This is a genomic window from Paenarthrobacter sp. 10L420, assembly GCF_056395385.1.
The window spans coordinates 28,611-53,560 of sequence record NZ_JBFTJK010000013.1; the positions used below are offsets into that span (position 1 = coordinate 28,611).

Consider the following 24,950-nt stretch of genomic DNA (forward strand, 5'->3'; position numbering starts at 1 on the left):
TTAGATCTCCATCCCGAAGTGCTCGCTGAAACGTACATCGCCCTCGATCATGTCGCGCATATCGCCGACCTCATTGCGGAACATGAGCGTGCGCTCGATGCCCATGCCGAAGGCAAAACCTGAATAGACGTCCGGGTCGATGCCGGCAGCCCGAAGGACGTTGGGGTTGACCATGCCGCAGCCACCCCATTCAATCCAGCGGGGACCACCCTTGGCACCGGGGTGCCAGATGTCCAGCTCAGCAGAGGGCTCGGTGAACGGGAAGTAGTTCGGGCGCAGGCGAATGGAGGCTTCGTCGCCAAACATCTGGCGGGCGAAGTGCTCCAGCGTTCCACGGAGGTCGGCCATGCTCAGGTTCTTATCGATCGCCAGGCCTTCGAACTGGTGGAAGACAGGCGTGTGCGTTGCATCGAGTTCATCCGTGCGGAACACCTTGCCCGGGCACAGCACGTAGATGGGAACTTCGCGCTCCAGCATGGAACGCACCTGCACAGGTGATGTGTGCGTTCGCATCAGCAGGTGCGCTTCGGGAGGCTCCACGAAGAAGGTGTCCTGCATTTCACGGGCCGGGTGATCCGGTTTGAAGTTCAGGGCGTCAAAGTTGAACCACTCGGACTCAACCTCGGGGCCTTCGGCAATTTCCCAGCCCATGCCGACGAAGATATCCGAAACACGGTCCTGCAGCGTGGACAGTGGATGACGCGCTCCCGCGCGGCGTCGACGCGGAGCTGCCGTGACATCAACGGTTTCCTCAACCAGGATCCGGGCGTCGTTCTCGGCTTCCAGGATTTCGGTCCGGGCTGCGAGCGCTTGGTTGACCCGGCCGCGCGAGGATCCCATGAGCTTTCCGGCGGCAGCCTTGTGCTCCTTGGCGAGGCCACCGATTTCACGGTTGGCCAGGCTCAGGGGCGACTTCTCTCCGGTGTGGGCGAGGCGGACAGCCTTGAGTTCTTCGAGGGAGGAGGCAGCCGCAATCGCGGCGATCGCATCCTCAACGGCGGCGTTGATGGCGGCTTCATCCAGCGGATTCGGGATGGCAGCGCCTGGCAAAGTGTCAGTCATCTACTGTTCTTAGCTACGAGTCGGGAGCGGCCGGCATGGCTGGCCTGCAAAACGAAAGGGCAGCGCTCACCGCGGACGGCAGGCACTACCCTTCAGTCTAGTTGAAGCTCACAGGCGCCATTTAACCCCGGGTTTGTGTACGCCACGGGTCTAGCATGGCTTCATGACTCCCGGGCAGCGCTTGCGGCAAGTTGCCAACTTCCTGAACCTGACCACCCCGTTGGGGCTGTTGGTCGCGCGGACGTCCCGATCGCGCATTTCGCGTGGGCCGCGGGGTCTGCTGATAGCAGCAGGGTATGCGTGGAAGCTTCCTCACGCCGGGGCGTTTACGGTGGGGAACGTCATCCTCTACCGTGCAGCCCAGGGCGTGGCAGGACGCAATGACTTGCTCCTTGCCCACGAGGAACGGCACAGCACTCAGTACGCCTACTGCCTGGGGTTGCCGTTCCTCGTTTTCTACGGTCTCGCCGCCGGGTGGTCCATGCTGCGTGCGGGCAATCCGGCGTCGAGGAATTTCTTTGAACGGCAAGCTGGACTCGCAGCGGGCGGCTACATTGACCAGCGAATCGAGATTGACCAGCGAATTGAGGCCGAAGCATGAAGCGCACCATAACCGTCACCGGAACGGCGAGCGCCAAGGCAGTTCCGGACCTGGTGACACTGACTTTGGGCGTCGAGACGCGAAGGGAGACTGCATCCAAGGCATATGACGACGCCGGCAAGGCAGCCGCCGCCGTCGCCGCCAGTTTGCGCGCGGCTGGCGTGGAGGCTGCAGATCTGCACACCAGCGGCTTAAACCTTCGAGCAGACTTGGTGTGGGTGGAGGGGCAGGGACAGAAGGTCGCTGCCTATGTGGCGTCCACCAATGTGCGTGTCGGCATCCGCTCGCAAACGGAAGCGCCTGCCACCATTGCTGCGGCGGTGGCGGCCGGTGGGGACGACATCCGGATCAACGGGATAGAGCAAGGCTTCGCAGATGCCTCTGCGGTCACGAGCCAGGCGCAGGAGGCGGCATGGCAGGACGCGCTCCAGCGGGCGGAGCAGTACGCGTCCTTGGCGTCTGCCCGGCTGGGCTCGGTGGTTTCCATTTCCCAGCAACCTCTGCCAGGCTCCCCCATTCCGATGGGTGGACTCGTCAGGGCCTCTGCTGCTGAAGCACTTCCCATCCAGGCCGGCGAGTCGTCCGTAGCGGCAAGCGTCACTGTGGAATGGGAACTCTTGAAGCCTTAGGTCCATCCACCGGCGCCTGGACTGCCGTCCGCACCACCACTGCGATGCCAGCAGCCATGGCCTCAAGCGGCATGGACGGCGTCGCGCTCCCCTCGGGTACCTGCTCTGGAAGGTAGGGAAGATGGACAAATCCTCCCCGGATGCCGTCCTTGGTTGCGAGGGCATGCATCAGCGCATAGAACACGTGGTTGCAGACATAGGTTCCTGCAGACTGGGAGATCTCACCCTTGATGCCTTCGATCTGCAGGTTCCGTAGCGCGGCTTTGATCGGCAACGTCGAGAAGTAAGCAGCCGGGCCGCCAGGAACCACTTCCTCATCGATGGGACGCTTGCCCTTGTTATCCGGGATGCGGGCGTCATCGCAATTGATGGCTACACGCTCGAGGGAGATTCTTTCCCGCCCTCCAGCCAATCCCGCGCACACCACGACGTCCGGCATGAGGGTTTCGAGGGCGGCCAGCAGGACGGTTGCCGCTTCACCGAACACGCAGGGCAGCTCTAAAGCTTCCACGTTGTGCCCCTCAGAGCGAAGGATGTCACGTGCGCGCAGAACGGCCTGCCAGGAAGGATTGACCTTCTCTTCACCAAACGGTTCGAAGCCAGTCAGCAGAATCATGGGCCAACCTTAGCAATCTCCGGAATCGGCATTCGTAGTGCTTGACATTCGTTCGAACATACATTCGAATGGAGTGCATGAGATGGGACGCACAAGCACTTTCGCCAACGCGTGGACCGGCGTCCGAAAGCCTTGACAGTATGGCTCCTGGCCCTGCCCCGGCCATGGACGCCCTGCTGCCGCTGGCCGGGCTTGTGCGTTCCATCTCAACACCCGAATTCTCCGGAGTCACCTTCCATGAGGTCACCGCAAAGTCAGTGCTCAACAAGGTGCCTTCCGGTTCCAACATGCCTTTCGAATGGACAGTGAATCCCTACAGGGGCTGCAGCCATGCCTGCGTCTATTGCTTCGCCCGGAAGACGCACACCTACCTGGAGTTCGACGCCGGACGCGACTTCGACTCCCAGGTGGTAGTCAAGATCAACGCGGCAGAGGTCCTTCGAAAGGAACTGGCCAAACCCTCTTGGGAACGGCACCAGGTTGCCCTCGGAACCAACACAGACCCCTACCAGCGCGCCGAAGGCCGATACGCGCTGATGCCAGGGATCATCCGGGCCCTTGCCGATTCCGGCACACCGTTTTCCATCCTGACCAAAGGCACGCTGCTTGCCCGGGACATTCCCCTGCTCAAGCACGCGGCAACCCAGGTCCCGGTGGACCTGGGCATCTCACTGGCCATGACCAACGAGGACCTTGCCGAGATTGTTGAGCCCGGCACCCCCTCGCCAAGAGCCCGCCTCAAGCTCATCGCGCGGCTGCGTGAGGCAGGTCTGGGTTGCGGAGTCATGGCCATGCCCATCCTGCCTTGGCTCACGGATTCAGACGAAGCCCTTGAGTCCTTATTCTCGGAACTTTCCAAGGCAGGCGCCACGGGCGTCACTGCAGGAGCCCTCTACCTCAAGCCCGGTACACGTGAGTGGTACATGAAGTGGCTCGCCGCCCACCATCCCGAACTTGTAGGACGGTACCGTCGCCTGTACGGGCAGGGATCTTATGCGTCAAAAGAGTACCGCTCCTGGTTGTCGGCCAGGATCAATCATTTCAAAGCCAAGCATGGCTTTACTGGAACACAAGGCTTCAGCCACCGTAATGCACGGCCAGCCACCACTCCAGTTTCAGGCACGAAGCCTGCGGTTGGTAAGCCGTTGCCAGGGCAGGAACCACTTTTCTGAGCCGCTGGGCCACTCCAGTAACGGCAGCTAGGCCCGTGCAGTCACGCGTTCCAGCAACGCCCGGACTATAGGGAAGTCAGCCGGGATCCAGGCAAGGCCAAGAGCTTCTTCGTCATCAACCAGGGATACCCAACGCAGCTCGTCGTGATCCTCAAGGGCACGGGGTGTGCCTTCAGCGAGTTCCGCCAACCAGACACGCATTGCCGCGCGCTCATTGAGGGGCCACCCCTCGGCCTCACCGGACTCCAGCTCCGCCCCGAGCCGGACTGTAACTCCCAACTCCTCCGCGAGCTCCCGATGTAGGGCAGCTTCGGCCGACTCGCCCTCCTCTACTTTGCCGCCGGGAAATTCCCACATTCCGGCGAACTGCGGGGGCGCAGTGCGACGTGCTACGAGGAGTCGGGCCGGGGCATCCAGGGAGTCGACGACGGCGGCGCCCACCACGTTTATCAGTCCAGTCACTGAAACAGTCTATGGGTGACGGAATCATGGGCATCGTCACATAGCGACGTCAAGACACTGTCACGGGACTAAGCTTGTTATCGGATTTTCTCCACCTTTTCCCAGCCCTCAAGGCACCTCACGAAGCAGGCTCATGACTATCACCGTGTCCCCACTCGCCGTCGCCAAAAAAGCAAGGCGCCACCTAGGCTTGGCTATCCTCGCGCTGGCCACGGGCGGGTTCGCCATCGGCACCACCGAGTTCGCCATGATGGGTCTTCTCAAGGAAATTGAGGAAGGATTGGGCATCAGCACTCCCGAGGCTGGCAACCTCATCTCCGCCTATGCCTTGGGCGTTGTCATTGGAGCGCCCATCTTCGCTGCATTCGGAGCCAAACTTCCCAGGAAACACCTGGCGCTGGGGTTGATGCTGTTCCTCTCCATCGCCAACCTGACCTCTTTCTTTGCTCCCGACTACGGTTTCATGCTGCTTTCCCGCTTCGCTTCCGGGCTCCCCCATGGAGCATTCTTCGGTGTGGCTGCTGTCATCGCTGCCGGTTTGGTGGCACCCACAAAACGCGGTTGGGCCATCTCCATGGTGATGGCAGGCCTCACCGTCTCCAACGTCATCGGGGTGCCTCTGGCTACCTGGGTGGGGCAGACCTTCGGCTGGCGTCTTCTGTTCATCATCGTGGGGGCCATAGGCCTGCTGACCGTGGTCATGGTCTGGAAATTCGTCCCCTTCGAAGCAGCGCACCCTGAGGCGAGTATTCGACGCGAACTTGGTGCTCTCAAGCGGCTTCAGGTGTGGCTTGCGTTGCTGATCGGCATCATCGGGTTTGGCGGTTTCTTCGCCGTCTACACCTACATCGCGCACACCATGACGGGCGTGGCAGGCATACCAGAAAGCCTCATTCCGGCGGTGGTGGCGTTATACGGGCTGGGGATGGTTGCGGGGAACATGATTGGCGGCCGCATTGCGGATAAGTCCGTTATGGGCACCATCTATTGGGTCATGCCGGGCATCGCCGCAGCATTGGTCGTTTACGCAGTCGCAGCGCACTGGGCTTGGTCCGCATTCATCATGGCCTTCGTCGTTGGCGGCATAGGCTCCATGCTCACGCCAGCGTTGCAGACCCGTCTCCTGGATGCCGCCCCGGGCGCTGCCTCGCTCGCTTCATCGCTGAACCACTCCGCCCTGAACATTGCCAACGCTCTGGGCGCCTTCCTCGGCGGGACCGTGATCGCCTGGGGCTGGGGCTACGTGGCTCCGGCCCTCGTGGGTGCGGTCCTCGCCATCCTGGGTCTGGGAGTTGCCATCATCAGCGGGCTGCTGGAACGCAGGAAGCCGCTGGCTACCTCATAAATCGATAGAGCGTGATCTAACTTCTGGATGCTGCAACAAAAAAGGTGGGCTCCGCTATTTGACCAGTTCAAATAGCGGAGCCCACCTTGGGTTAATGCTGACCTGACTACGCCTGGACGCGCTCAACATCCGGTTCAAGGTAGATGACCCGCGCTATCGGTACGGCCGCCCGGATCCGTTGCTCGGCGTCGTCAATCACCCGGGCAATTGCCTGACCGGTATCGGCGGCACCCATGGTGATCTTGGCAGCAACCAGCAGTTCTTCCGGCCCGAGGTGCATCGTCTTGAGATGGATGATCCTGGTGCCATCCGCCTGCAGTGCCTCGGTGATTCGTGCGACGTCGTCTTTGGTAGCCGACTCACCCAACAGAAGCGATTTGGTCTCGACCGCAAGGATGACAGCAATGGCGACCAGCAGCAGGCCGATCATGGCCGTACCGAAGGCGTCCCAGACGCCATCACCGGTGACGAGGGTCATACTGACGCCGAAGAGCGCGAACGCCAAGCCCAGCAAGGCGCCAAAGTCTTCCAGAAGGATGACCGGCAGCTCGGGCTGCTTGGCGTTGCGGATGAACTTGGCCCACGTCTGCTTGCCACGGATATGGTTCGATTCCACAATGGCGGTTCGGAAGGAGAACGACTCGGCAACGATGGCACCAACCAGGACGGCCAACGGCACCCACCAGAAGTCGCCTTCGATGCCATGCGGGTGCTGGAACTTCTCCCACGCTTCGTACAGGGCAAAGAGGCCACCCACGCTGAACAAGACGATGGAGACGATGAACGCGTAGATGTACCGCTCGCGTCCGTAGCCGAAGGGGTGCTCGGGGCTTGCGGCACGCTGTGCGCGCTTGCCTCCTATCAGGAGAAGGATCTGGTTGCCGGAGTCGGCCACCGAGTGGATGGCCTCGGCGAGCATGGATGATGACAGTGTCAGGACGAATGCAACGAACTTCAGGACAGCGATGGTCAGGTTCGCGGCGAGGGCCGCCACGATCGCTTTGGTACCGCCACTTGCAGCCACGAAAGCTTCACCTCTTCGGTTTTGGGAAAGTATGGATTGTGCCAAGAAGAGTCGTCATCGTCTTATCTTGCAAGAAATACCGTACCGGGCGTCAGGCTATTTCTGCATTCCCGGCCCGGGCGCCCTGCTGCGAACGGGCGCTTGCATAGAGGCAAACGGTGGCCGCTGTACCCAGATTCAAGCTCTCGGCTGCACCATAAACAGGCACGGCTACGCGGTGATCCGCGAGTGCCAGCTCAGCATCGGAGAGCCCTTGGGCTTCGTTCCCGAACAACCAGGCTGTGGGTGCCTCAAGGGCATAATCCGAGGCAACAGAGTCATTTCCGAGCCTCCGGGCAGCATTCTCGTCCTGGAGCTGGTCCAGGTTTACTGTCCCATAGCCGTCGGCAGCCAGGACTCCCATCCCCTGTGCCCGGCAGCGCGCGACGAGATCTTCAACATCAGCACCCAGGACCACAGGCAGGTGGAACAACGAACCGGCCGTGGACCGTACCGCCTTGGGGTTGTAGATGTCCACGCTGGAGCCCGTCAGGATCACAGCGTCGGCACCTGCAGCGTCGGCCGCCCGCAACACGGTGCCTGCATTGCCGGGGTCCCGGACCTGGCACATGACCGCAATAAGGCGAGGACCGGCGTCGAGCACTGATTCGAGGCTGACATCCACAAAACTACACACGGCAACGATGCCCTGCGGATTGACGGTGTCCGCCATAGCGGCCAGGACGTCGTCGCTGGCCAGCCGAAGCTGCGTTCCTTCTGCAAGGTCTGCGAGTTCCGGGAGCCGCTCAAGGCATGCCTCGCTCGCAAAGACTTCATGCACGACGGCGGCACCGCCTGCCGCTGTGCGCTCCCGGTGAAGGGTCAAAGCCTCGCGAACCGCCTGTGGACCCTCAGCCAGGAAACGGCCGCGCTTTAAACGGGCCGGGCGCCCGGCAAGCTTGGCGACGTCCCTCACCCGATCTGCTCGGGGGTTGGTCATCGGAAAGTCTTGCGGGCGCCCGGTTTGGTTCATATAAAGAACTTTAGTGGCAGTTGCGACTAGTTCTTGATCTGCTGGCGGGCTTCGCCGCCGGCCGGCTCGAAGCCAGCAGCCTTTGCAGCCTCTACCGTGGAGAACCAGTATTCAGCAGCAGTGTTCTCGTACCAAGTGGAACCCGGTACGTGGTACTTCTTGGACTCGGCGTTGCCCTTGATGGCGTGGCCTTCAGGAGCACCTTCGCCCTCAACGGCAGCAATAGCGCCATCGATGGCCGGCTTCTCGGAGACAGAAGCCTTGACAGCCGTTGCGGTAGCAGCAGCCGGAGCAACCTTGGCAGCCTTCGGTGCGGCAACCTCGGCCTTGGCAGCCGGAGCAGACGTGTCGGCCGGGAGGGCAGCCTTGGCAATGTTCACCAGTGCGGCGAATGCGTTGGCGTCCGAAACAGCCAGTTCGGCCAGCATGCGGCGGTCAACCTCAACCTCAGCGGCCTTCAGGCCCTGGATCAGGCGGTTGTAGGTGAGGCCGTTGGCGCGGGATGCAGCGTTGATGCGCTGGATCCAGAGGCGACGGAAGTCGCCCTTCTTCTTGCGGCGGTCGCCGTAGCTGTACACAAACGAGTGCAGCAGCTGCTCTTTGGCCTTGCGGTACAGGCGCGAACGCTGACCGCGGTAACCCTTGGCGCGTTCGAGGATAACCCGGCGCTTCTTGTGGGCGTTTACCGCCCGCTTCACACGTGCCACGTGCGTACTCCTTCAGAAATCTTTATCCCAAGCTGCTACTGCCGGAAATCCGGCCGGCCTGAGAAGGCTTTTGGTGTAGTCGGTCGCTACCGGATGGCAGCAACCAAAGAACTTGGAACTTAGACGCCGAGCATCTTCTTGATGACCTTGGCATCGCCCTTGAAGACGATCTTGTCACCGGCGAGGCGACGGGTCAGCGTGGAGGACTTGTGCTCCAAGTAGTGGCGGCGGTTGGCCTGCTGACGCTTCAGCTTGCCGGTGCCGGTCAGCTTGAAGCGCTTCTTAGCACCGCTGTGGGTCTTCATCTTCGGCATGGGAACCGATCTCCTTACGTGTCCACGGACAAAGTCCGCAGTTCTTTCGTGCAGCCGGCCTACAAGGGCCGGCGTGCTGGTTGCTTGCCGTTGGAGGCCAGGGCCTCCGCGGCGTTGAACTAGTTGGTCTTGCGAGATGCAGGCTTCGGCGCAGCCTTGGGGGCTGCGGGCCGAGCTGCCGGCTTGGGAGCTGCCGGCTTGGCGACAGGCTTCGGAGCCGAGGGAACTGCAGGCTTCGGGGCAGCAGCCGGAACAGCTGGCCTCGGAGCTGCCGGTGCGGGGGCGGCCTTGGGGGCCGGTGCTTTCTCCGCCGGTGCAGCCTTCACAGCCGGGGCTTTCTCAACCACGGGTGTTTCTTCGACTACCGGAGCCGCTTCAGCTACCGGCGCCTCTTCGACTACCGGAGCTTCCTCAACAACCGGTGCCTCTTCAGCTACGGGTGCTTCCTCAACAACCGGAGCCTCTTCAGCTACGGGCGCTTCCTCAACAACCGGAGCCTCTTCGGCAATGGGTGTTTCAGCCTCGGGAGCCTCCACAGTTTCCTGCTTGGGCTCTTCTTCGGAAGCAAGCAGGCCTGCCGGAAGAAGGTCGCCCAGGGTCTGCGTCAGCGGAGCCTGGTCGCCCGTGGTGTCCACGCGTCCGGAGGCCTTGGCCTCGTTCTGTGCCTTGGCTTCGGCACGCTGGGCTGCACGCCGGGCTTCAGCCTTGGCTTCGGCCTTGTTCTTCAGCGGACCGATCACCATGACCATGTTGCGACCATCGATGCGTGGGCTGGACTCAACAATGCCAACCTCGGCGACGTCTTCAGCAAACTTCTGAAGCAGGCGGATGCCCATCTCCGGACGCTGCTGTTCGCGGCCACGGAACTGGATCATTGCCTTGACCTTGTCACCAGCGCCGAGGAAGCGAAGTGCATGTCCGCGCTTGGTTTCGTAGTCGTGCTTGTCGATCTTGAGGCGGAAACGGATTTCCTTCAGAACCGTGTTGGTCTGGTTCTTGCGGGCCTCACGCGCCTTCACGGCAGCTTCGTACTTGTACTTGCCGAAGTCCATCAACTTGCAAACAGGAGGCTTAGCCTGCGGGGCAACTTCAACGAGATCGAGATCGGATTCGGCAGCAAGACGCAGGGCGTCCTCGATGCGGACGATTCCTACCTGTTCGCCGGCAGGGCCGACCAGCCGCACCTCGGGGACGCGGATACGCTCATTGATTCTTGGCTCGCTAATGTTAAAGCTCCTGTGGTTGTGGTGAGTTTCACCGGCAAATAGAGAAGGCCTCCAATTGCTGGTGCAATCGAAGGCCTCAAGGATCGGGTGTGCTCCCTTGTAGAGAAGCACGCACTCCGGAGGCTGGGCCTCTGAGCGTCCGACCAGTACCCGGCAACCTCTTGTTCCGTGAAGGAATCCTGTTCCCCGAAGGGAAAACGGCTGACGCGGGTGGGAGAGAACTCCGCTTGCAAACTGAAAATCAATTCTACAGAAATAACCCGCCAAGCGCACATTGCACGGGGCGGGAGCATTTAATGCGAATAACGACTTCCAGTCGGTCTGTGACAAGCTTACCAGTATGAGCACTGAAGACAGCAATTCGCGCAACTCCTACTCCGAGGACACCGCCACAGCCCCCGCCGCCGATGCCGGGGTTTCCCAGCAGATCCGTGACATCGCGGAAGTTGCGGCAGTTGAAGTCATCACCACCGGCGCGGTCCACCTGATGAGCGCCGCCGCTGTGAAGGTCGGCCTTGCCGATGACCCCAACGCGGAGGACCTCAAAGACCTTGACGAGGCCCGCAAGCTCATCACTGCATTGGCTGGCCTCGTAACGGCAGCTGCCCCCGAAATCGGTTCCCAGCATGCCGGGCCTTTGCGTGATGGACTGCGCTCCCTCCAGCTGGCTTTCCGCGAAGCTTCCCTTATCCCTGACGCACCAGGCAAGGGCCCTGGTGAGAAGTTCACCGGACCGGTGAACTAGCCGGGAACTGCCCCAAAGTACATACGACGGCGGCCCCGACCACATGTGGTCGGGGCCGCCGTCGTCGTTAATGCCGCTCAACGTACTGCAGCGGGATCACTGAAGACTTACCGACGTTGGAGCTACACCCGGGCCCGGCGCCGCCTGGACATCAGGGCGAAGCCCGCGATGCAAAGTACGACTCCTGCGGTTCCGACGGAGGCAAAACCTCCGGACGGGCCCACAGTGTCAATAAATATCCCGGCAAGGGGCGCGCCGAAGGCAATGCCAGCCGTTAGCGCGGATCCGTACCACCCCATGGCCTCGCCGCGGCGTTCCTCGTCCACGAGGTCCGCCACCTTCTCCGACGACGCCGACAACACCGGAGCGCAAAGAAGGCCCGGGAGAATCGAGAGCAGTGCAAGCGTCCAGGTGTCGTGTGCGAAACCCATCGGGATGGTGAGCGCGGCCATGCCCAACAACAGCAGCATGGGAGAGACCGAACGGTTCATGGCTCCGTAGATGAGTCCACCCACAACCGATGCCGCACACCAGAAGAAGAAGACGATGCCGATCTCGTTCTGGTGACCGCCGCGCTCCAACAGGCCAACGATACTGACGTCGGAGCCGCTAAGTACCATCCCCGATCCCGCGGCTACGGCGAAAAGGGCCGCAACGGAAACTGTAAACCAGGTGAAATTGCGGGCCACGCGATTCCGAAGGCCGGCTGTGCGGGACACGGCTGCCGGCGCCATTTCAGACGCCGCCTCCTGCACGTGGCCTGGTGCGGAGGCCACCATGGCCGCCTCGGCAGCGGCAAGGTCGGCGGCGGCCCGTGCCGCAGATTCCTCCGGAGTGCAGTTGGGATCGCTGCGGGTGGGAGGGTTGAACCAGATCAAAAACAGGCCAGCCACGGAGACAGAGATTCCCACCGCGGTGAGTCCCACTGCCGAGAAGCCGCTCGTGGCGACGATCGCACCAACAGCCGGGCCGATCATGAACACGAGCTCAGTGGCGATGGAATCCAGCGCAAACGCCGAGCGTCGCTGGTCCCCGTCCACCATGACACCCAGCGATTGACGGACCACGCTGAAGATCGGCAACGTGAACAAGCCCCCCACGAAGACCAAGGGAAGCAACCAGGCGTACGGGACGTGCGGAACAATGGACCAAATCACTGTTTCCGAGATGACGGATGGGATCAGGGCCTTCCGCAGGCCCACCATGTCCACGCGCCGACCACGCCAAGGCGCCCCCAAGGCAATGCCAATGGTCATGACGGCGGCAGCGGCGCCCGCGGCGGCATAACCCTCCCCCAGCGTCAGGACAATGTGCAACGTCAGGAGCACGCCAGCCGCCGAATGTGGGATGCGGGCGATCATGCCCACCAGCAGGAGGCGCCGGACAGGGCGGATAGACAGCATCTCTTTGTAGAGAGCGAAGTTCACGGACTAATTCCTCTTGTTCCCCCGGGGCAGTCCCCGGTGGACGGGTACTGCCGCTAGTGCAGCCCAGGCTCCTGCGCCGCACGTTGCAGTTTTACTTCGATGGAGTCGACGCCCTCGGCAAACGATTCCAGCTTCGCCCACGCCTCATTCAGGTCAGCCACCAGCGACTGGACGGATGCGGCGTCGAGTCCGTCCTCAAGGAACAGCACTATCCGCAGTTCCGGGCCAGCGCCTCCGCCTGGGACCGTCCTGCCATCCGCCGTCAGGCAGGCGACGCCACCACCGGTCTGTGTTTTGAGTCGGCGCACCGTCGGAAACGCCTCGGCCTGTGAAGCGAGAGCAGACTCCAGTTGATCATCAAGGTAAGACGGCGTCCAGTCCCGCTGCTGCGCCAACGCCCACATGGCTGGCCGCCGAACCACGAACGTGAACGCGGAACCGGGGTCCAGTACCAGCAATTGTGCGCCTTCGGAAACGGCCGAAAGGGCAGCCCTTGCCGCATAAACAGCTACCGGCCGGGCGTCCGCATGCCAGGCTTCAAGAGCAGCGGCCGTCGTGAACACGGGCATGGCCTTCCGACCATCAGGGGCCTTGAGTGTGACTAATGCCATATCGGACTGCTTGTCCGCGTGCAGCCCATCAACACCTTCGGCTTCCTCGGCGAGCTGGGGTACCACGGGAACGAAGACCCGGGCCGTCGCGAGTGAAGCTACAACCTCCGCTTCACTGCCCGTCCCATTCAGCAGTGCAGCAACGGCAGCGAGGTAACCTGAATCCGCCGAACCGTCGTCGTCCTCGAAATTGTGGATCTTGGCATCGTCACCACTAAGGCTACGGCCTTCCCAGGGCTGCCCCGCCGAGTCCGTGGCTCCCCCGGCACCGGCCAAGGCAGCAGCAATGTGGCCTGGAAGTTCGCGTCGTGAATCGGACATCAATGACGACCGGCTACGTCCAACGCTTCGGGCAGGGTGAAAGCACCTGCATAAAGGGCTTTGCCGACAATCGCGCCCTCAACGCCCAGGGGCACGAGTTCACGAAGCACGCGAAGATCCTCAAGGCTGGAGATACCACCTGAAGCCACCACGGGCTTACCCGTTTTCTCCACCATTTGGCGCAGCAAGTCAACATTTGGACCTTGCAGGGTTCCGTCTTTGGTGACGTCGGTGACCACGTAGCGTGCGCAGCCGGCGTCCTCCAAGCGGGCAAGAACTTCCCAGAGGTCGCCGCCTTCTTTGGTCCAGCCGCGACCGGCCAGGGTGGTACCACGGACATCGAGGCCGACGGCGATCTTGTCACCGAAGCGGTCAATGGCGCGCCGTGTCCATTCAGGGTTCTCCAATGCTGCTGTACCGAGGTTCACCCGCTCCACGCCCAATTCCAGGGCCCGTTCCAGCGACTCGTCATCCCGCAGACCGCCGGACAACTCAACCTTGACGTTGAGCTGGGACACGACCTCGCTAATGAGGTCCGCGTTGTTGCCACGGCCAAAAGCGGCGTCGAGGTCCACCATGTGCACCCACTCAGCACCGGCGTTCTGCCAGTTCAAGGCAGCTTCGAGGGGCGTGCCGTAACTGGTTTCCGAGCCTGCCTCGCCTTGCAGCAGGCGGACTGCCTGGCCATCAACGATGTCGACGGCGGGGAGGAGTTCCAGAACGGACTGGGCAGAGGTGGTCATGTGTGTCCTAGGAGTTGATGGGGATGCGAGGCGTCAGTTGCCAGGCAGCGTCAGGAGATAGGCGGCCAGCAGGGACATCCCCGCGAGCACATAGAAGGAAACGGAAACCCACAGTGGCTTCTTCTGCTGGTGAAAAGAGATACCTCCACCCACCAGCACGCCGGCAAGGCCCATGAGCACTACCGACCACATCTAGGCTGCACCACGATCGTCCGCTGCCGGAGCCTGTGCCACCGTGGATCCAGGCTTGCGAAGGCCGTCCACCCAGTTGCGCAGGAGGCGCGCCCCGGCGTCTCCGGATTTCTCAGGGTGGAACTGGGTTGCGCACAGGGGGCCGTTTTCGACAGCGGCGATAAAGCGTGCGCCGTGCTCGGACCAGGTCACCAGAGGTGGGGCCATCCGAGGCTGGACGACGTCGAAGTTCCACTCCTGCACACCGTATGAGTGCACAAAGTAGAAGCGTTCCTGCTCAACGCCCGCGAAAAGCTTTGATCCTTCAGGGACGTCCACCGTGTTCCAACCCATGTGGGGAACCACAGGGGCGGGAAGGAGTTCAACCTTGCCCGGCCATTCGGCCATGCCCTCGGACTCGGTGCCGTGCTCGACTCCGGCTTCGAAGAGCACCTGCAACCCAACGCAGATTGCCAGGACGGGCCGCCCACCTGCGACGCGGCGGCCGATCATGCGGATGGCATCGACGGCCTTGAGTTCCTTCATTACCGTTTCAAAGGCGCCGACGCCGGGGACCAGCAGACCGTCGGCATTCAGCACATCCTCAGGCTTGGAGCTGAGAACCACTTCGGCGCCCGCACGCTCAAGGGCGCGAACGGCTGAACGGACGTTGCCCGAACCGTAGTCCAGCACGGTAACCGTGGGCTTTCCTTCAGGGGACTCCGGCTTGAGGTTAGCCGAAGCATCAGTAACCGCACCGTCCTTCAGGATTTGTCCGCTCATAGCGCCCCCTTGGTGGATGGAATGCCCTCGACACGGGGATCCGACTCCACTGCCGAGCGAAGAGCCCGCGCGAAGGCTTTGAACTGGGCCTCGACGATGTGGTGCGGATCGCGGCCTGCAAGGACGTTCATGTGCAGGCAGATACCGGCGTGCAAGGTGATGGCTTCAAAGACGTGACGGGTCAGCGAACCCGTGAAGTGGCCACCGATGAGGTGGTACTCCTGCCCCGCGGGTTCTCCTCCGTGCACCAGATATGGGCGCCCCGAAACATCCACGACAGCGTGCGCCAAGGCTTCGTCCAATGGAACCGTAGCTTCGCCAAAGCGGCGGATTCCGGCTTTGTTACCCAAGGCAGTACGCAAGACCTCACCAAAAGTGATGGCCACATCCTCCACGGTGTGGTGGGCATCGATGTGGGTGTCACCCGTGGCCTTGACGGTCATGTCGATCAGGGAGTGCTTGCACAACGCCGTCAGCATGTGGTCATAGAAGGGAACCGTGGTGCTGATGTCCGAGACACCGGTGCCATCCAGGTTGATCTCCACCAGGACGGAGGATTCGCTGGTGGTGCGCTCCATGCGCGCAGTGCGGGCAGCGGACGGCGTGGCGCCGGTTTCGCTCATTGGGACGTCCTTATACACGAAGAATGGGGTGGGTCTATTGACAAGTTTAGTTGGGCTGGGACGCAGGGCTGTCCAGAAGGGCTTCCAAGGCCTCAAGGAAGGCCGTTGTTTCCTTTTCCGTTCCCGCAGTCACCCGCAGGTGTCCTGGAATGCCGACGTCACGGATCAGGACGCCCGCATCCAGCAGGCCCTGCCAGATCGCGTGCGGGTTCGAAAGCCCACCGAAGAAAACGTAGTTTGAGTCCGAGGCCGCAGGCTTGAGTCCCATTCGGAGGAGCTCGGTCACAATGCGGTCGCGTTGGACCTTGATGTCCTCGACGTCGGCCATGAGCGCTTCGCGGTGGTTGAGGGCAGCCAGGGCCGTGGCTTGCGTGACCGCTGAGAGGTGGTACGGCAGCCGGACGAGCCTGATGGCGTCAGTAACCTCAGGTGCGGCAGCCATGTAGCCCAGGCGCGCACCTGCCAGGGCAAAGGCCTTGCTCATGGTGCGCGAGACGATCAAACGCTCCCGCCCGGGAAGCAGCGTCAGCGCGCTGGGCGTGTTGTCGTGCGCGAACTCGTGGTAGGCCTCATCCACGATGACGATAGCTTGGCTGGCATCGCCGGCTTCGTACACGGCTTCGACGACGTCCAGCCCCAGTCCCGTTCCCGTGGGGTTGTTCGGAGAGCACAGGAACACGATATTCGCGCCAGTCTCCTTCACCTGGGCAGCAGCGGAAGCCGCATCCAGGCCATAGTCATCAGCTCGCACTCCACGGACGTACTCAGTGTCCGTGCCACTGGCAAGCAACGGGTACATGGAATACGTGGGAGGGAAGCCCAATGCCTTGCGCCCCGGACCTCCGAAGGCCTGCAGAATCTGCTGCAGGACCTCGTTGGAGCCGTTGGCCGCCCAGATGTTGTCCGCGGAAAGCCCGTGACCGAGGTAATCGGCGAGGGATTCACGAAGTTCGGTGAACTCGCGGTCAGGGTATCGGTTCAGACCCGTGGCCGCGGCCGCAACGGCCTCGGTAATGGCCGCTTGCACATCGGCCGGCACGCCATGAGTGTTCTCGTTGACGTTGAGCAAAATGGGGACATCAAGCTGCGGCGCGCCATAGGGGCTCAGTCCACGCAGGTTGGTCCGGAGGGGAAGTCGGTCAAGTCGCTCAAGCTGGTCACTCACCAAGACAGTTTAAGGTGCCGGTGCGACTGCAGAGTAACTGTGACGCCAGGGACGGTGACCCATAGCCCCCTGGCCACTCAATTCGCGGGAACGAACAGTTGCTGGCCGGGTTGGATGCGTCCTCCGCGGAGATCGTTCAACTGGATGATTTCTGCGATGACATCACGCGGGTCCCTCTCCGGCGCGGCCGCACCGGCGATGCCCCACAGTGACTGCCCGGGCTGGACAGTAACCGTGACGGCCACCGGCGGCTGCAGTTGGGACTGGGAATCCGAAGCCTTGGCCGGAGAGTTGATGAAGCCGGCAAGGCTCAGCAGCGCGGCAAGCAGCAGCATGGCGGGAATGCCGAAGAACACGATCCTGCCGCGCCGGGTAAGCCGGAGACGCGTAGGCGCCGGGGTGTTGCGGAATTCGTGGAACGTAGAGATTGCGGACATGAGCTGAGCCCTTCTGAGCGATTGCCTGCATCGGATGCCCGTTGCCGGCTGCCAATTCCTTGTGTTCGTTGGATCCGCCCCGGATGTTCGAACACTTTCTTCGAACATCCGGGCCAGGTTCAACTTTTATAGAACACATATTCGAACCTTGCTATGACATTTTTAGCACTTATCAACGAACGGTGTCGAGACTCGCTAGAACGAATGTTTGATAAACGCCTGTGCCTGGCCTAGGTTTGAGTGAAGAAACAGGCACTGTTTCAGTGGAACAGGAGGGTCTGACATTTTTTCGGATCCAACATCCCCGGGCACACTTCAGACCGTGACCGGGCGGAACAGAAGGGCATTGGCGAACATGGCAGCGAAAGCCACCGGCGGCGGGGCACCCCTGCGGAGCCAGCAGCCTCAAAAGAGTCCCAAAAGCCTGACTGTCCGGCAGAAGAAAATCCTGGAAACCATCCAGCGGTCCGTCAATGACAACGGCTATCCGCCCAGCATGCGCGAAATTGGTGACACCGTTGGTCTGGCGAGCCTGTCCAGCGTCACCCATCAGCTCTCCCAGTTGGAGAAGCTGGGCTACCTGCGCAGAGATCCCAAGCGCCCCCGCGCCATGGAAGTCCTCATGCCTTTGACCCTTGACGGCGGGACAATTCCCGGAGTCGAAGCAGCTACCACACTGCGTAGTGCAGGTGGACTCGCCGTGACGGAGTTGGCCAGTGCCAGCGACACTGCCATGGTGCCCCTGGTGGGACGCATCGCGGCCGGTGGCCCCATCCTCGCAGACCAGACTATTGAGGACGTCCTGCCCCTGCCCCGGCAACTGGTGGGCCACGGCGAACTGTTCATGCTGAAGGTCGCTGGTGACTCCATGATCGATGCCGCAATTTGTGACGGTGACTGGGTAGTTGTCCGGCGCCAGAATGACGCCATCAACGGTGACATCGTGGCAGCACTCCTGGATGACGAAGCCACGGTAAAAACCTTCCGCCAGCGGGACGGCCACACATGGCTGCTCCCCCAGAACACGCAGTACGAACCGATACTGGGAGACCAGGCCACCATTATGGGCAAGGTCGTCTCGGTCCTGCGCTCCCTTTAGGGGCGTTTGCCTACGTTGTCTTTGCGCCCAAGCGTTCCAGGACGCCGCGCACAACATTGCGATCCGTCGTTGCCCAGAAGGGTGGCAAAGCTGCGCGCAGGAACGCGCCGTACCGTTCCGTGGAAAGCCGTGAGTCCAGCACGGCGACCACGCCTTTGTCGCCAGTGGAGCGAATGAGGCGTCCTGCCCCCTGTGCCAGGCGAATTGCCGCGTGCGTAGCTGACACCGCCATGAACCCGTTGCCCCCGGACTGCGCAACAGCTCGCGAGCGTGCGGTCATCAGCGGGTCGTCCGGCCTCGGGAACGGAATGCGGTCAATCACCACAAGGCGGCATGAACCGCCAGGGACGTCGACGCCCTGCCACAAGGACATCGTGCCAAAGAGGCAGGTGTCCGGTTCGTCGGCAAACTGCTTCACGAGCGCTGCCATAGTGGATTCGCCTTGGCAGAGGATGTCCACATCCAGACGTGGACGCATCGCCTCTGCGGCTTCCTCGGCCGCCCGACGTGAGGAGAAGAGGCACAGGGCTCCCCCACCGGAAGCACGGATGAGGTCTTCAAGCTCATCCAGTGCCTCGGGAGAAGTGCCCCTGCCGGGCTTGGGCAGGTGCTTGGCCACGTAAAGGACGCCCTGCTTCGGATAATCAAAAGGCGATCCGACGTCCAACCCAGTCCAGCTCGGTGCACCCTCTCCAATCAGCCCCAGGCCACCGGCGGCAGGCTCAAAGGCGGATCCAATAGCGAGCGTGGCAGAAGTAAGCACCACTGTGTGCCCTGCGAAAAGGCCTTCCCGCAGCCGGCCGGCAACGCTAAGCGGAGCGATGTTGATCAGTGCGGGCGCGGTCTCATCCGGCGGGGAGTACCCCTGCTGGGGATCGAAGGTGCTGTTCCTGGAGAACCACACCACTTCACGGTTCTCCTTGGCTGCGAGCATCCGCTCGCACAGTTCCAGAATGAGCATGAGCCGTGAGCGCGCAAGCTGCCGGCCGCCGTCGACCGCGTTTGAAGAGTCAGTCTTCGAGTCAGACAACGCAGCGCGTGTGGCATCACGCAGTTGGTCCAGGCAGTCCAGTTGTTCGTCGTTGAGCCCGTTGGGCAGCAGTCCGTTGGGGACTCCGGCAATGGCCATGTCCAGTCGGTCGGCTGCCGCGTTCAGGGCGTCTACGGTAATGGCGGTGTGCTTACGCGCGCTCGAAGCCGCAGCATGCACCATTGCTACGGACAGCTGGCCCGTGACGGCCCCCGTGACCCTGTCCTGCAGCTCATGAGCTTCATCAACCACAACGACGTCGTACTCGGGCAGTACAGCAAGCCCTTCGAAGGCACTGACGGCAAGCATGGCATGGTTGGTGACCACGACGTCCGCCTCAGCCGCCCGGGCCCGTGCCTGCTCGCTGAAGCATTCCTCAGCGAGTGGGCACTTCTGTGCCCCCAAACACTCCATTGACGTCACGGAGACCTGCCTCCAGGCCCGATCCGTCACCCCCGGCATCAGTTCATCGCGGTCGCCCGTGGCCGTCTTTTCGGCCCACTCGCGGAGCCGGACCACTTCCTTGCCCAATTGCGACGACGGGCCGCCAACCGCCGCTGCGAAATGCGGCACGCTGGTGTCCTCACCCAGGGAAAAAAGTTGGCCCTCGGACGGCTCTTCGCTGGGGAAGCCGCCCTCCAGCTTTTGCAGGCAAACATAGTTCGCCCGGCCCTTGACGAGTGCCACGTTCACAGGACGCTCGAGGGCCGGGCTTATGGTCTCCAATAGCCGGGGCAGGTCCCTGCCCACAATCTGTGTTTGCAGGGCCAAGGTAGCGGTGGACACCAGCGTCGGTTTGTCGCTGTCCATGGAATGGGCGATCAACGGAATCAGGTAAGCCAAGGACTTACCCGTTCCCGTTCCCGCCTGGACCAGCAAATGTTCACCGGACTCGATGGCCCTGGTGACTTGCCGTGCCATTTCGTGCTGGCCTGAACGGCTTTGACCGCCCATTCCAGCAACTGCTTTGTCCAACAACTCGAGGGTGAACTTCTCCCCCACCGACTCGACGGCGTCCGCCGCCACCTTCTCAACCATTGCTGACGAATGACTCCAGCTCGGCGGCCAATCCCTCACGGACCATGGCCACCACGCGGGTCCCGTTTTCCTCGTGCTCGAGGCTCAGGATTTCCGAATCGGAGTTGTGCAGCTTGTTGACCATGTCACCACGGTCGTACGGGATGAGGACCTCGAGGCGGACTCCCGGCCGGGGAATCGACCGGCTGATCTCTTCGAGGAGTTCAGGTATGCCCTGGCCCGTGCGGGTGGAAACCACGGCGTGCCGCGGCTCCTTCTGCTTCAGGCGTTCCACCACGAAAGGATCCGCAACGTCCACCTTGTTCAGGACGATGATTTCCGGAACCTTGCGGGCGTCCACCTCGGTGAAGACAGCACGCACAGCTGCGATTTGTCCTTCCGGGTCCGGGTGGGAGGCGTCCACGACGTGCAGGATCAGGTCTGCGTCCGCAACTTCCTCCAACGTGGAGCGGAAGGCTTCCACCAGCTGCGTAGGCAGCGAGCGGACGAATCCAACGGTGTCAGCCAGCGTGTAGCCGATGCCATCCGGGGTCTGTGCCTTCCTGACGGTCGGGTCCAGGGTGGCGAACAGGGCATTTTCCACCAGCACCCCAGCATCGGTCAGCCGGTTCAGGAGCGAAGACTTTCCAGCGTTGGTGTAGCCGGCGATAGCCACCGAAGGCACGGCATTACGACGGCGGTTGGCCCGCTTGGTCTCGCGCGCCGGCTTCATCGCGGCGATCTCCCGACGCAGCTTGGCCATGCGCGTCCGGATCCTGCGGCGATCGAGCTCGATCTTTGTTTCGCCTGGACCACGGGAACCCATACCGGCACCGGCTCCACCCACTTGGCCACCGGCCTGACGGGACATGGAGTCACCCCAACCACGGAGCCTGGGGAGCAGGTACTCGAGTTGTGCGAGTTCAACCTGTGCCTTACCTTCGCGACTCTTGGCATGCTGCGCGAAGATATCCAGGATCAGCGTGGTCCTGTCCACCACCTTGACCTTGACGATGTCCTCGAGTCCGCGTCGCTGCGAGGGGGAAAGTTCGGTGTCGACCACCACGGTATCGGCGCCAGTGGCGGCCACGATGTCCTTGAGTTCCTGCGCCTTGCCCGATCCGAGGAACGTGCCGGGGTCCGGCTTTGTGCGCCGCTGAACCAGGCCGTCAAGGACCTCGGATCCTGCTGTCTCTGCCAATGCTGCGAGTTCGCGAAGCGAATTCTCGGCGTCAGCCAAAGTGCCTTCTGTCCACAGGCCAGCCAGGACAACGCGCTCCAGGCGCAGCTGCCGGTACTCAACCTCTGTGACGTCTTCGAGTTCGGTGGAAAGGCCCGCGGTGCGGCGGAGCGCACGTCGGTCCGCCAGGTCTTCCTGGTCGCCGTCGTAAATGCTGTGTTCGTGGTCAAGCGTGGAGATCGCTTGTGCCCTGCCGAAAACACCTTTGGCATCATTGTCATCGGATGCCTGTGCGGGTACATCCTTGGAAAGAATCCGGTCAATGACGGCCTGGATTTGTTCAGGACTCATGTCCTGGGCGTCGGAATCGGATCCGGAGTGCTTCTGGGTGGTCATGGTCTCCTTAGACTGTTCGGCATATCCAGAATAGTGCTGTTTTGCGTCCAATGGGACGGTATTCGCGGTGGGCTGACGAGCTTCGGCCATATAGGGCCTCCTGTGGTGCTTGGATCGAGCGGGTTGGTCCGCGGGAGGTCCTGTCCTGCAGGAGAATTCATCGCCAAACCCATAAACCAAGAGCTAACAGCAGATGGCAGGGCCACTGCTTTCGCGACAGCTGGGGTGGGACATGTTCTGCTGAGCAACCGCGATCAACCAACAACGGGCGATTGCGGAGTCTGCCGGACGGAACCTGCGGGCGGAATGGCCATGAGCTGGGCTGATACGCCAAGCGGGCCTGCATCGCGGGCAGGTGCCTTGCCGACGTGAAAGGGTCGGCTCGGGCTGATTACTCAAAGATCAAGAACATGCCTTCCACATTAGCAGCACTGTCAAACTGTCCCGGCCCGAGGGCAGTTTCCCAAGCCGCCGATAGCCAACTAATCTGGCAAATTATGGAGTCTGCACACTATTTCAGCGCCCAACCGGCCGGCCCGTTCACCCGCAAGCCCCTCACTGTGGAACTGGCTGGAGCTACCCGTCATGTGCAGACGTCGTCTGGCATCTTCAGCCCCGACGGTGTGGACAAGGGCACCAAGGTACTTTTGGCCGAGGTTCCACCGCCTTCGCCCCGGGGCAACCTGCTGGATATTGGGTGCGGTTGGGGTCCTGTCGCCCTCACGATGGGGCTCATGGCGCCCCTGGCACAGGTCTACGCCGTGGATGTCAACGAGCGCTGCATCGCGTTGACCAACGAGAACGCGGCTGCCCTTGGCTTGAACAACGTGAAGGCCAGCCTCCCGGATGAGGTAGACCCCGGCGTCGAATTCGACACGATCTGGTCCAACCCGCCTATCCGCATCGGCAAGGACGAACTACACTCGCTGCTACTAACGTGGCTGCCCCGGCTGGCACCTGGCGGCAACGCGTGGATGGTGGTTCAGAAAAACCTGGGCTCGGACTCCCTCCAACGCTGGCTGGCCAACGAACTGGACAAGTCCTTCACGGTTTCCCGCGAGAGCACCTCCAAGTCCTTCAGGATCCTTCGCGTCAGGAAAGCGTCCCACTAGCCACAATGACTGCGGGGCCGCTGAGCTCAACGTGTTCCCGGCCATCCTCACCCGGGAAGAACTTCACGTCCACCACGCCACCGGGAACGTTGACGTGCCAAGAGTTGGGGGCGCTGCTGCCAGCCCAATGACGGATCGCGACGGCGGCGGCACAAGCCCCGGTGCCACACGATTGGGTTTCGCCCACTCCACGCTCGTGCACGCGCATGGTGATGGTTCCCACGCCGTCGTGAACCAGCGGCTCTGCGGGTACTACAAACTCGACATTGGTGCCGTTGGCAGGCTTGGGATCCACGGCCGGCGCGGTGAATAATTTCGTAGCGGAGAGTTCGCTGAGCTCGGCAAGCGCAACCACAGTGTGCGGGTTGCCCATGCTGACGGAGAGGCCGGGCCTGGCCACTTCCAGGCCGTCTGCGCTGACCAAGGCATCCATGGCTTTGCTTTGTGCCTCTGCAGGGAAAATGAATTCCCACGGGCCCATATCCACGGCATAGCCGTCGGCCGTGCGCACAATCTTCTTAATCCCGCCACGTGTTCCGATGGTCAAGGACTGACCCGGACCAAGCTCTACCAGGCCTTCGGCAATCAGGAAATGCACGAAGACGCGGACGCCGTTGCCGCACATCTCCGACAACGAGCCATCGCCGTTACGGTAGTCCATGAACCATTCCGCAGAGGCGTCCTGCTCGAGCAGGACGCGGCCTTCGGGCAGATACCGCGAAGGAACAGCACGGATAAGACCGTCGCCACCTATCCCCCGATGCCTGTCGCACAGCTGTGCTACTTGCTCGGGAGAGATCTCGTGGACATCACCGGGATCAGCAATCAGGACGAAATCATTGCCCGTTCCATGGCCCTTGGAAAACGCCAAGCCGGAAAGGCTGGCAGTGGGCACGGGGGCGCCGGCAGCGGCGGACTGCTGGGCGGGAACTGCGGCGGTTTGATCCATGGGACTAGGCTACCCGCCGGGCAGGTTCGGCCAGAAATTGCTGTTGTGAGCGCCAGCCCGGCTAGGCCAGCGCGACTGCTTTGGACACGAGCTCCGAATCCTGCCAATCGAGCCACGCGATCCGCGGATCGGCCCGAAACCACGTCAATTGTCGCCGGGCGAACTGCCTCGTGGCCACAATGGTTTCTTCAGCTGCCTCCGGGACGCTGACTTCGGCGTCGAGCACCCTGAGGAACTGTGCATATCCCAGTGCACGCGAGGCTGTCTTGCCGCGTCGCAGGCCAGCCGCATCAAGCCGTTCCACTTCCTGCAGCAACCCCGCATCCACCATCCGGTGTACGCGGATCGCCAGCCGCTCCCGCAGGACCTCGCGGTCCACAGACAGGCCAATCTGCAGGGCCGGCTGGAAGTACTGGCGTTGTGGCATGAACGAGCTGAACGGGCGTCCTGTCATTCCGTAAACCTCCAGGGCCCTGATCACCCGCCGGGCATCCCCCAGACGGCCTGCCGAGACGGGATCCACCTTTTCAAGCCGGGCCCGCAACGGCGCCAGACCGAAGGTTTCCCATTCGTCCTCAAGCCGTTTTCGCAAGTCGGGGTCCGTGCCGGGGAACTCCAGTACATCCAGGGCGGCCCGCACGTAGAGGCCAGAGCCGCCCACCATGATGGCCCGCTTGCCCCGGGCGTGGATGTCATTGATGACGGCGCGGCATTCCGCTTGGAAGTCCGCCACGCTGGCTTCCTCCGTGACGTCCTTTGTGTCCAGCAGATGATGTGGCACGCCCTTGCGTTCGTCCACAGTGATCTTGGCCGTACCGATGTCCATGCCGCGATAGAACTGCAGGGCGTCAGCGTTGATGACCTCGCCATTGAGTGCAAGGGCCAGCTCGACGGCCAGGTCCGATTTACCGGACCCGGTTGGCCCGACGACGGCAATCACCGGCGGCGCGGCATGGGAGAGGGCCATTCGA

The 24,950-nt window shown here is 62.2% G+C and carries 27 protein-coding genes; 7 read left to right on the top strand and 20 right to left on the bottom strand.

The features are described from left to right. On the bottom strand, nt 1-1,062 hold the full coding sequence (gene pheS, locus AC1DD5_RS17475) for a phenylalanine--tRNA ligase subunit alpha (protein WP_442019243.1): 1,062 nt from the start codon (nt 1,060-1,062) through the stop codon (nt 1-3). A 163-nt stretch (nt 1,063-1,225) separates the two neighbouring features. Between pheS and AC1DD5_RS17480 the strand changes: the two genes are divergently transcribed. Both AC1DD5_RS17480 and AC1DD5_RS17485 read left to right on the top strand, forming a co-directional pair. Then, on the top strand, nt 1,226-1,663 hold the full coding sequence (locus AC1DD5_RS17480) for a hypothetical protein (protein WP_477522267.1): 438 nt from the start codon (nt 1,226-1,228) through the stop codon (nt 1,661-1,663). Continuing rightward, nucleotides 1,660-2,292, top strand: coding sequence for an SIMPL domain-containing protein (locus AC1DD5_RS17485; protein ID WP_477522268.1), 633 nt, complete (start codon nt 1,660-1,662; stop codon nt 2,290-2,292). The genes AC1DD5_RS17480 and AC1DD5_RS17485 overlap by 4 nt, the downstream gene beginning before the upstream one ends. On the opposite strand, the gene pcp is transcribed toward AC1DD5_RS17485, so the two are convergent. Next, entirely contained in the window at nt 2,261-2,908 is a 648-nt protein-coding gene (gene pcp / locus AC1DD5_RS17490) for a pyroglutamyl-peptidase I (RefSeq protein ID WP_477522269.1), read from the bottom strand. The two genes, AC1DD5_RS17485 and pcp, sit on opposite strands and share 32 nt — an antisense overlap. Nucleotides 2,909-2,985: 77 nt before the next feature. On the opposite strand from pcp, the gene AC1DD5_RS17495 reads away from it, so the two are divergent. After that, nucleotides 2,986-4,080: an Rv2578c family radical SAM protein gene (locus AC1DD5_RS17495; protein WP_477522270.1), complete on the top strand. Its 1,095-nt coding sequence runs from the start codon at nt 2,986-2,988 to the stop codon at nt 4,078-4,080. A gap of 27 nt (nt 4,081-4,107) precedes the next feature. Here AC1DD5_RS17495 and AC1DD5_RS17500 read toward each other — a convergent pair whose 3' ends face one another. Continuing rightward, nucleotides 4,108-4,542: a (deoxy)nucleoside triphosphate pyrophosphohydrolase gene (locus tag AC1DD5_RS17500; protein ID WP_477513575.1), complete on the bottom strand. Its 435-nt coding sequence runs from the start codon at nt 4,540-4,542 to the stop codon at nt 4,108-4,110. 133 nt (nt 4,543-4,675) lie between these two features. Between AC1DD5_RS17500 and AC1DD5_RS17505 the strand changes: the two genes are divergently transcribed. Next, nucleotides 4,676-5,887 carry an MFS transporter gene (locus AC1DD5_RS17505; protein WP_477522271.1) on the top strand — a complete coding sequence of 404 codons (1,212 nt, stop codon included), beginning with the start codon at nt 4,676-4,678 and terminating at the stop codon, nt 5,885-5,887. Nucleotides 5,888-5,993: 106 nt separating this feature from the next. On the opposite strand, the gene AC1DD5_RS17510 is transcribed toward AC1DD5_RS17505, so the two are convergent. The 5 genes from AC1DD5_RS17510 to infC all read right to left on the bottom strand — a co-directional run bounded on the left by AC1DD5_RS17510 (nt 5,994) and on the right by infC (nt 10,281). Beyond that, the gene (locus AC1DD5_RS17510) at nt 5,994-6,911 is read right to left on the bottom strand and encodes a cation diffusion facilitator family transporter (RefSeq protein ID WP_477519050.1); all 918 of its coding nucleotides are present in this window, start codon (nt 6,909-6,911) and stop codon (nt 5,994-5,996) included. 91 nt (nt 6,912-7,002) lie between these two features. Continuing rightward, on the bottom strand, nt 7,003-7,923 hold the full coding sequence (locus AC1DD5_RS17515) for a TrmH family RNA methyltransferase (protein WP_477522272.1): 921 nt from the start codon (nt 7,921-7,923) through the stop codon (nt 7,003-7,005). A 26-nt stretch (nt 7,924-7,949) separates the two neighbouring features. After that, nucleotides 7,950-8,630 carry a 50S ribosomal protein L20, sunset domain variant gene (rplT, locus tag AC1DD5_RS17520; RefSeq protein WP_431119525.1) on the bottom strand — a complete coding sequence of 227 codons (681 nt, stop codon included), beginning with the start codon at nt 8,628-8,630 and terminating at the stop codon, nt 7,950-7,952. Nucleotides 8,631-8,749: 119 nt separating this feature from the next. Beyond that, on the bottom strand, nt 8,750-8,944 hold the full coding sequence (gene rpmI, locus AC1DD5_RS17525; RefSeq protein ID WP_059387794.1) for a 50S ribosomal protein L35: 195 nt from the start codon (nt 8,942-8,944) through the stop codon (nt 8,750-8,752). Between the two features lie 119 nt (nt 8,945-9,063). Further along, the gene (gene infC, locus AC1DD5_RS17530; RefSeq protein WP_477522273.1) at nt 9,064-10,281 is read right to left on the bottom strand and encodes a translation initiation factor IF-3; all 1,218 of its coding nucleotides are present in this window, start codon (nt 10,279-10,281) and stop codon (nt 9,064-9,066) included. Nucleotides 10,282-10,510: 229 nt separating this feature from the next. On the opposite strand from infC, the gene AC1DD5_RS17535 reads away from it, so the two are divergent. Beyond that, a complete protein-coding gene (locus AC1DD5_RS17535; RefSeq protein ID WP_442019234.1) occupies nt 10,511-10,915 on the top strand; it encodes a DUF1844 domain-containing protein in 405 nt (134 codons plus the stop codon). Between the two features lie 122 nt (nt 10,916-11,037). Here the strand turns inward: AC1DD5_RS17535 and AC1DD5_RS17540 are convergent, their stop codons facing one another. From AC1DD5_RS17540 to AC1DD5_RS17575, 8 genes are all read right to left on the bottom strand, one after another. Beyond that, nucleotides 11,038-12,342, bottom strand: coding sequence for an MFS transporter (locus AC1DD5_RS17540; protein ID WP_477522274.1), 1,305 nt, complete (start codon nt 12,340-12,342; stop codon nt 11,038-11,040). A gap of 53 nt (nt 12,343-12,395) precedes the next feature. Next, nucleotides 12,396-13,274 carry an SseB family protein gene (locus tag AC1DD5_RS17545; RefSeq protein WP_477522275.1) on the bottom strand — a complete coding sequence of 293 codons (879 nt, stop codon included), beginning with the start codon at nt 13,272-13,274 and terminating at the stop codon, nt 12,396-12,398. Then, entirely contained in the window at nt 13,274-14,017 is a 744-nt protein-coding gene (gene priA, locus AC1DD5_RS17550; RefSeq protein ID WP_477522276.1) for a bifunctional 1-(5-phosphoribosyl)-5-((5-phosphoribosylamino)methylideneamino)imidazole-4-carboxamide isomerase/phosphoribosylanthranilate isomerase PriA, read from the bottom strand. Before priA ends, AC1DD5_RS17545 begins: the two co-directional genes overlap by 1 nt. A gap of 33 nt (nt 14,018-14,050) precedes the next feature. Next, nucleotides 14,051-14,209: a hypothetical protein gene (locus AC1DD5_RS17555; protein ID WP_216925244.1), complete on the bottom strand. Its 159-nt coding sequence runs from the start codon at nt 14,207-14,209 to the stop codon at nt 14,051-14,053. Continuing rightward, nucleotides 14,210-14,971: an imidazole glycerol phosphate synthase subunit HisH gene (hisH, locus tag AC1DD5_RS17560; protein WP_442005805.1), complete on the bottom strand. Its 762-nt coding sequence runs from the start codon at nt 14,969-14,971 to the stop codon at nt 14,210-14,212. Beyond that, complete coding sequence (hisB, locus tag AC1DD5_RS17565) at nt 14,968-15,594, bottom strand: imidazoleglycerol-phosphate dehydratase HisB (protein WP_223936592.1); 627 nt, start codon at nt 15,592-15,594, stop codon at nt 14,968-14,970. Before hisB ends, hisH begins: the two co-directional genes overlap by 4 nt. A gap of 46 nt (nt 15,595-15,640) precedes the next feature. Then, nucleotides 15,641-16,759, bottom strand: coding sequence for a histidinol-phosphate transaminase (locus tag AC1DD5_RS17570; protein ID WP_442017062.1), 1,119 nt, complete (start codon nt 16,757-16,759; stop codon nt 15,641-15,643). A 77-nt stretch (nt 16,760-16,836) separates the two neighbouring features. Further along, nucleotides 16,837-17,196, bottom strand: coding sequence for a LysM peptidoglycan-binding domain-containing protein (locus tag AC1DD5_RS17575; protein WP_442005803.1), 360 nt, complete (start codon nt 17,194-17,196; stop codon nt 16,837-16,839). A gap of 355 nt (nt 17,197-17,551) precedes the next feature. Between AC1DD5_RS17575 and lexA the strand changes: the two genes are divergently transcribed. After that, nucleotides 17,552-18,295: a transcriptional repressor LexA gene (gene lexA, locus AC1DD5_RS17580; RefSeq protein WP_224093932.1), complete on the top strand. Its 744-nt coding sequence runs from the start codon at nt 17,552-17,554 to the stop codon at nt 18,293-18,295. Between the two features lie 10 nt (nt 18,296-18,305). Here the strand turns inward: lexA and AC1DD5_RS17585 are convergent, their stop codons facing one another. Together AC1DD5_RS17585 and hflX are read right to left on the bottom strand one after the other, a co-directional pair. Beyond that, the gene (locus AC1DD5_RS17585; protein WP_477522277.1) at nt 18,306-20,363 is read right to left on the bottom strand and encodes an ATP-dependent DNA helicase; all 2,058 of its coding nucleotides are present in this window, start codon (nt 20,361-20,363) and stop codon (nt 18,306-18,308) included. Next, the gene (hflX, locus tag AC1DD5_RS17590) at nt 20,356-21,918 is read right to left on the bottom strand and encodes a GTPase HflX (RefSeq protein ID WP_442005801.1); all 1,563 of its coding nucleotides are present in this window, start codon (nt 21,916-21,918) and stop codon (nt 20,356-20,358) included. Before hflX ends, AC1DD5_RS17585 begins: the two co-directional genes overlap by 8 nt. Nucleotides 21,919-22,415: 497 nt before the next feature. Between hflX and AC1DD5_RS17595 the strand changes: the two genes are divergently transcribed. After that, nucleotides 22,416-23,030 carry a class I SAM-dependent methyltransferase gene (locus AC1DD5_RS17595; protein ID WP_442017060.1) on the top strand — a complete coding sequence of 205 codons (615 nt, stop codon included), beginning with the start codon at nt 22,416-22,418 and terminating at the stop codon, nt 23,028-23,030. On the opposite strand, the gene dapF is transcribed toward AC1DD5_RS17595, so the two are convergent. Beyond that, entirely contained in the window at nt 23,011-23,979 is a 969-nt protein-coding gene (gene dapF / locus AC1DD5_RS17600) for a diaminopimelate epimerase (protein ID WP_477522278.1), read from the bottom strand. The two genes, AC1DD5_RS17595 and dapF, sit on opposite strands and share 20 nt — an antisense overlap. Before the next feature lie 61 nt (nt 23,980-24,040). Continuing rightward, entirely contained in the window at nt 24,041-24,946 is a 906-nt protein-coding gene (gene miaA / locus AC1DD5_RS17605) for a tRNA (adenosine(37)-N6)-dimethylallyltransferase MiaA (RefSeq protein ID WP_477522279.1), read from the bottom strand. Nucleotides 24,947-24,950 lie beyond the last annotated feature (4 nt).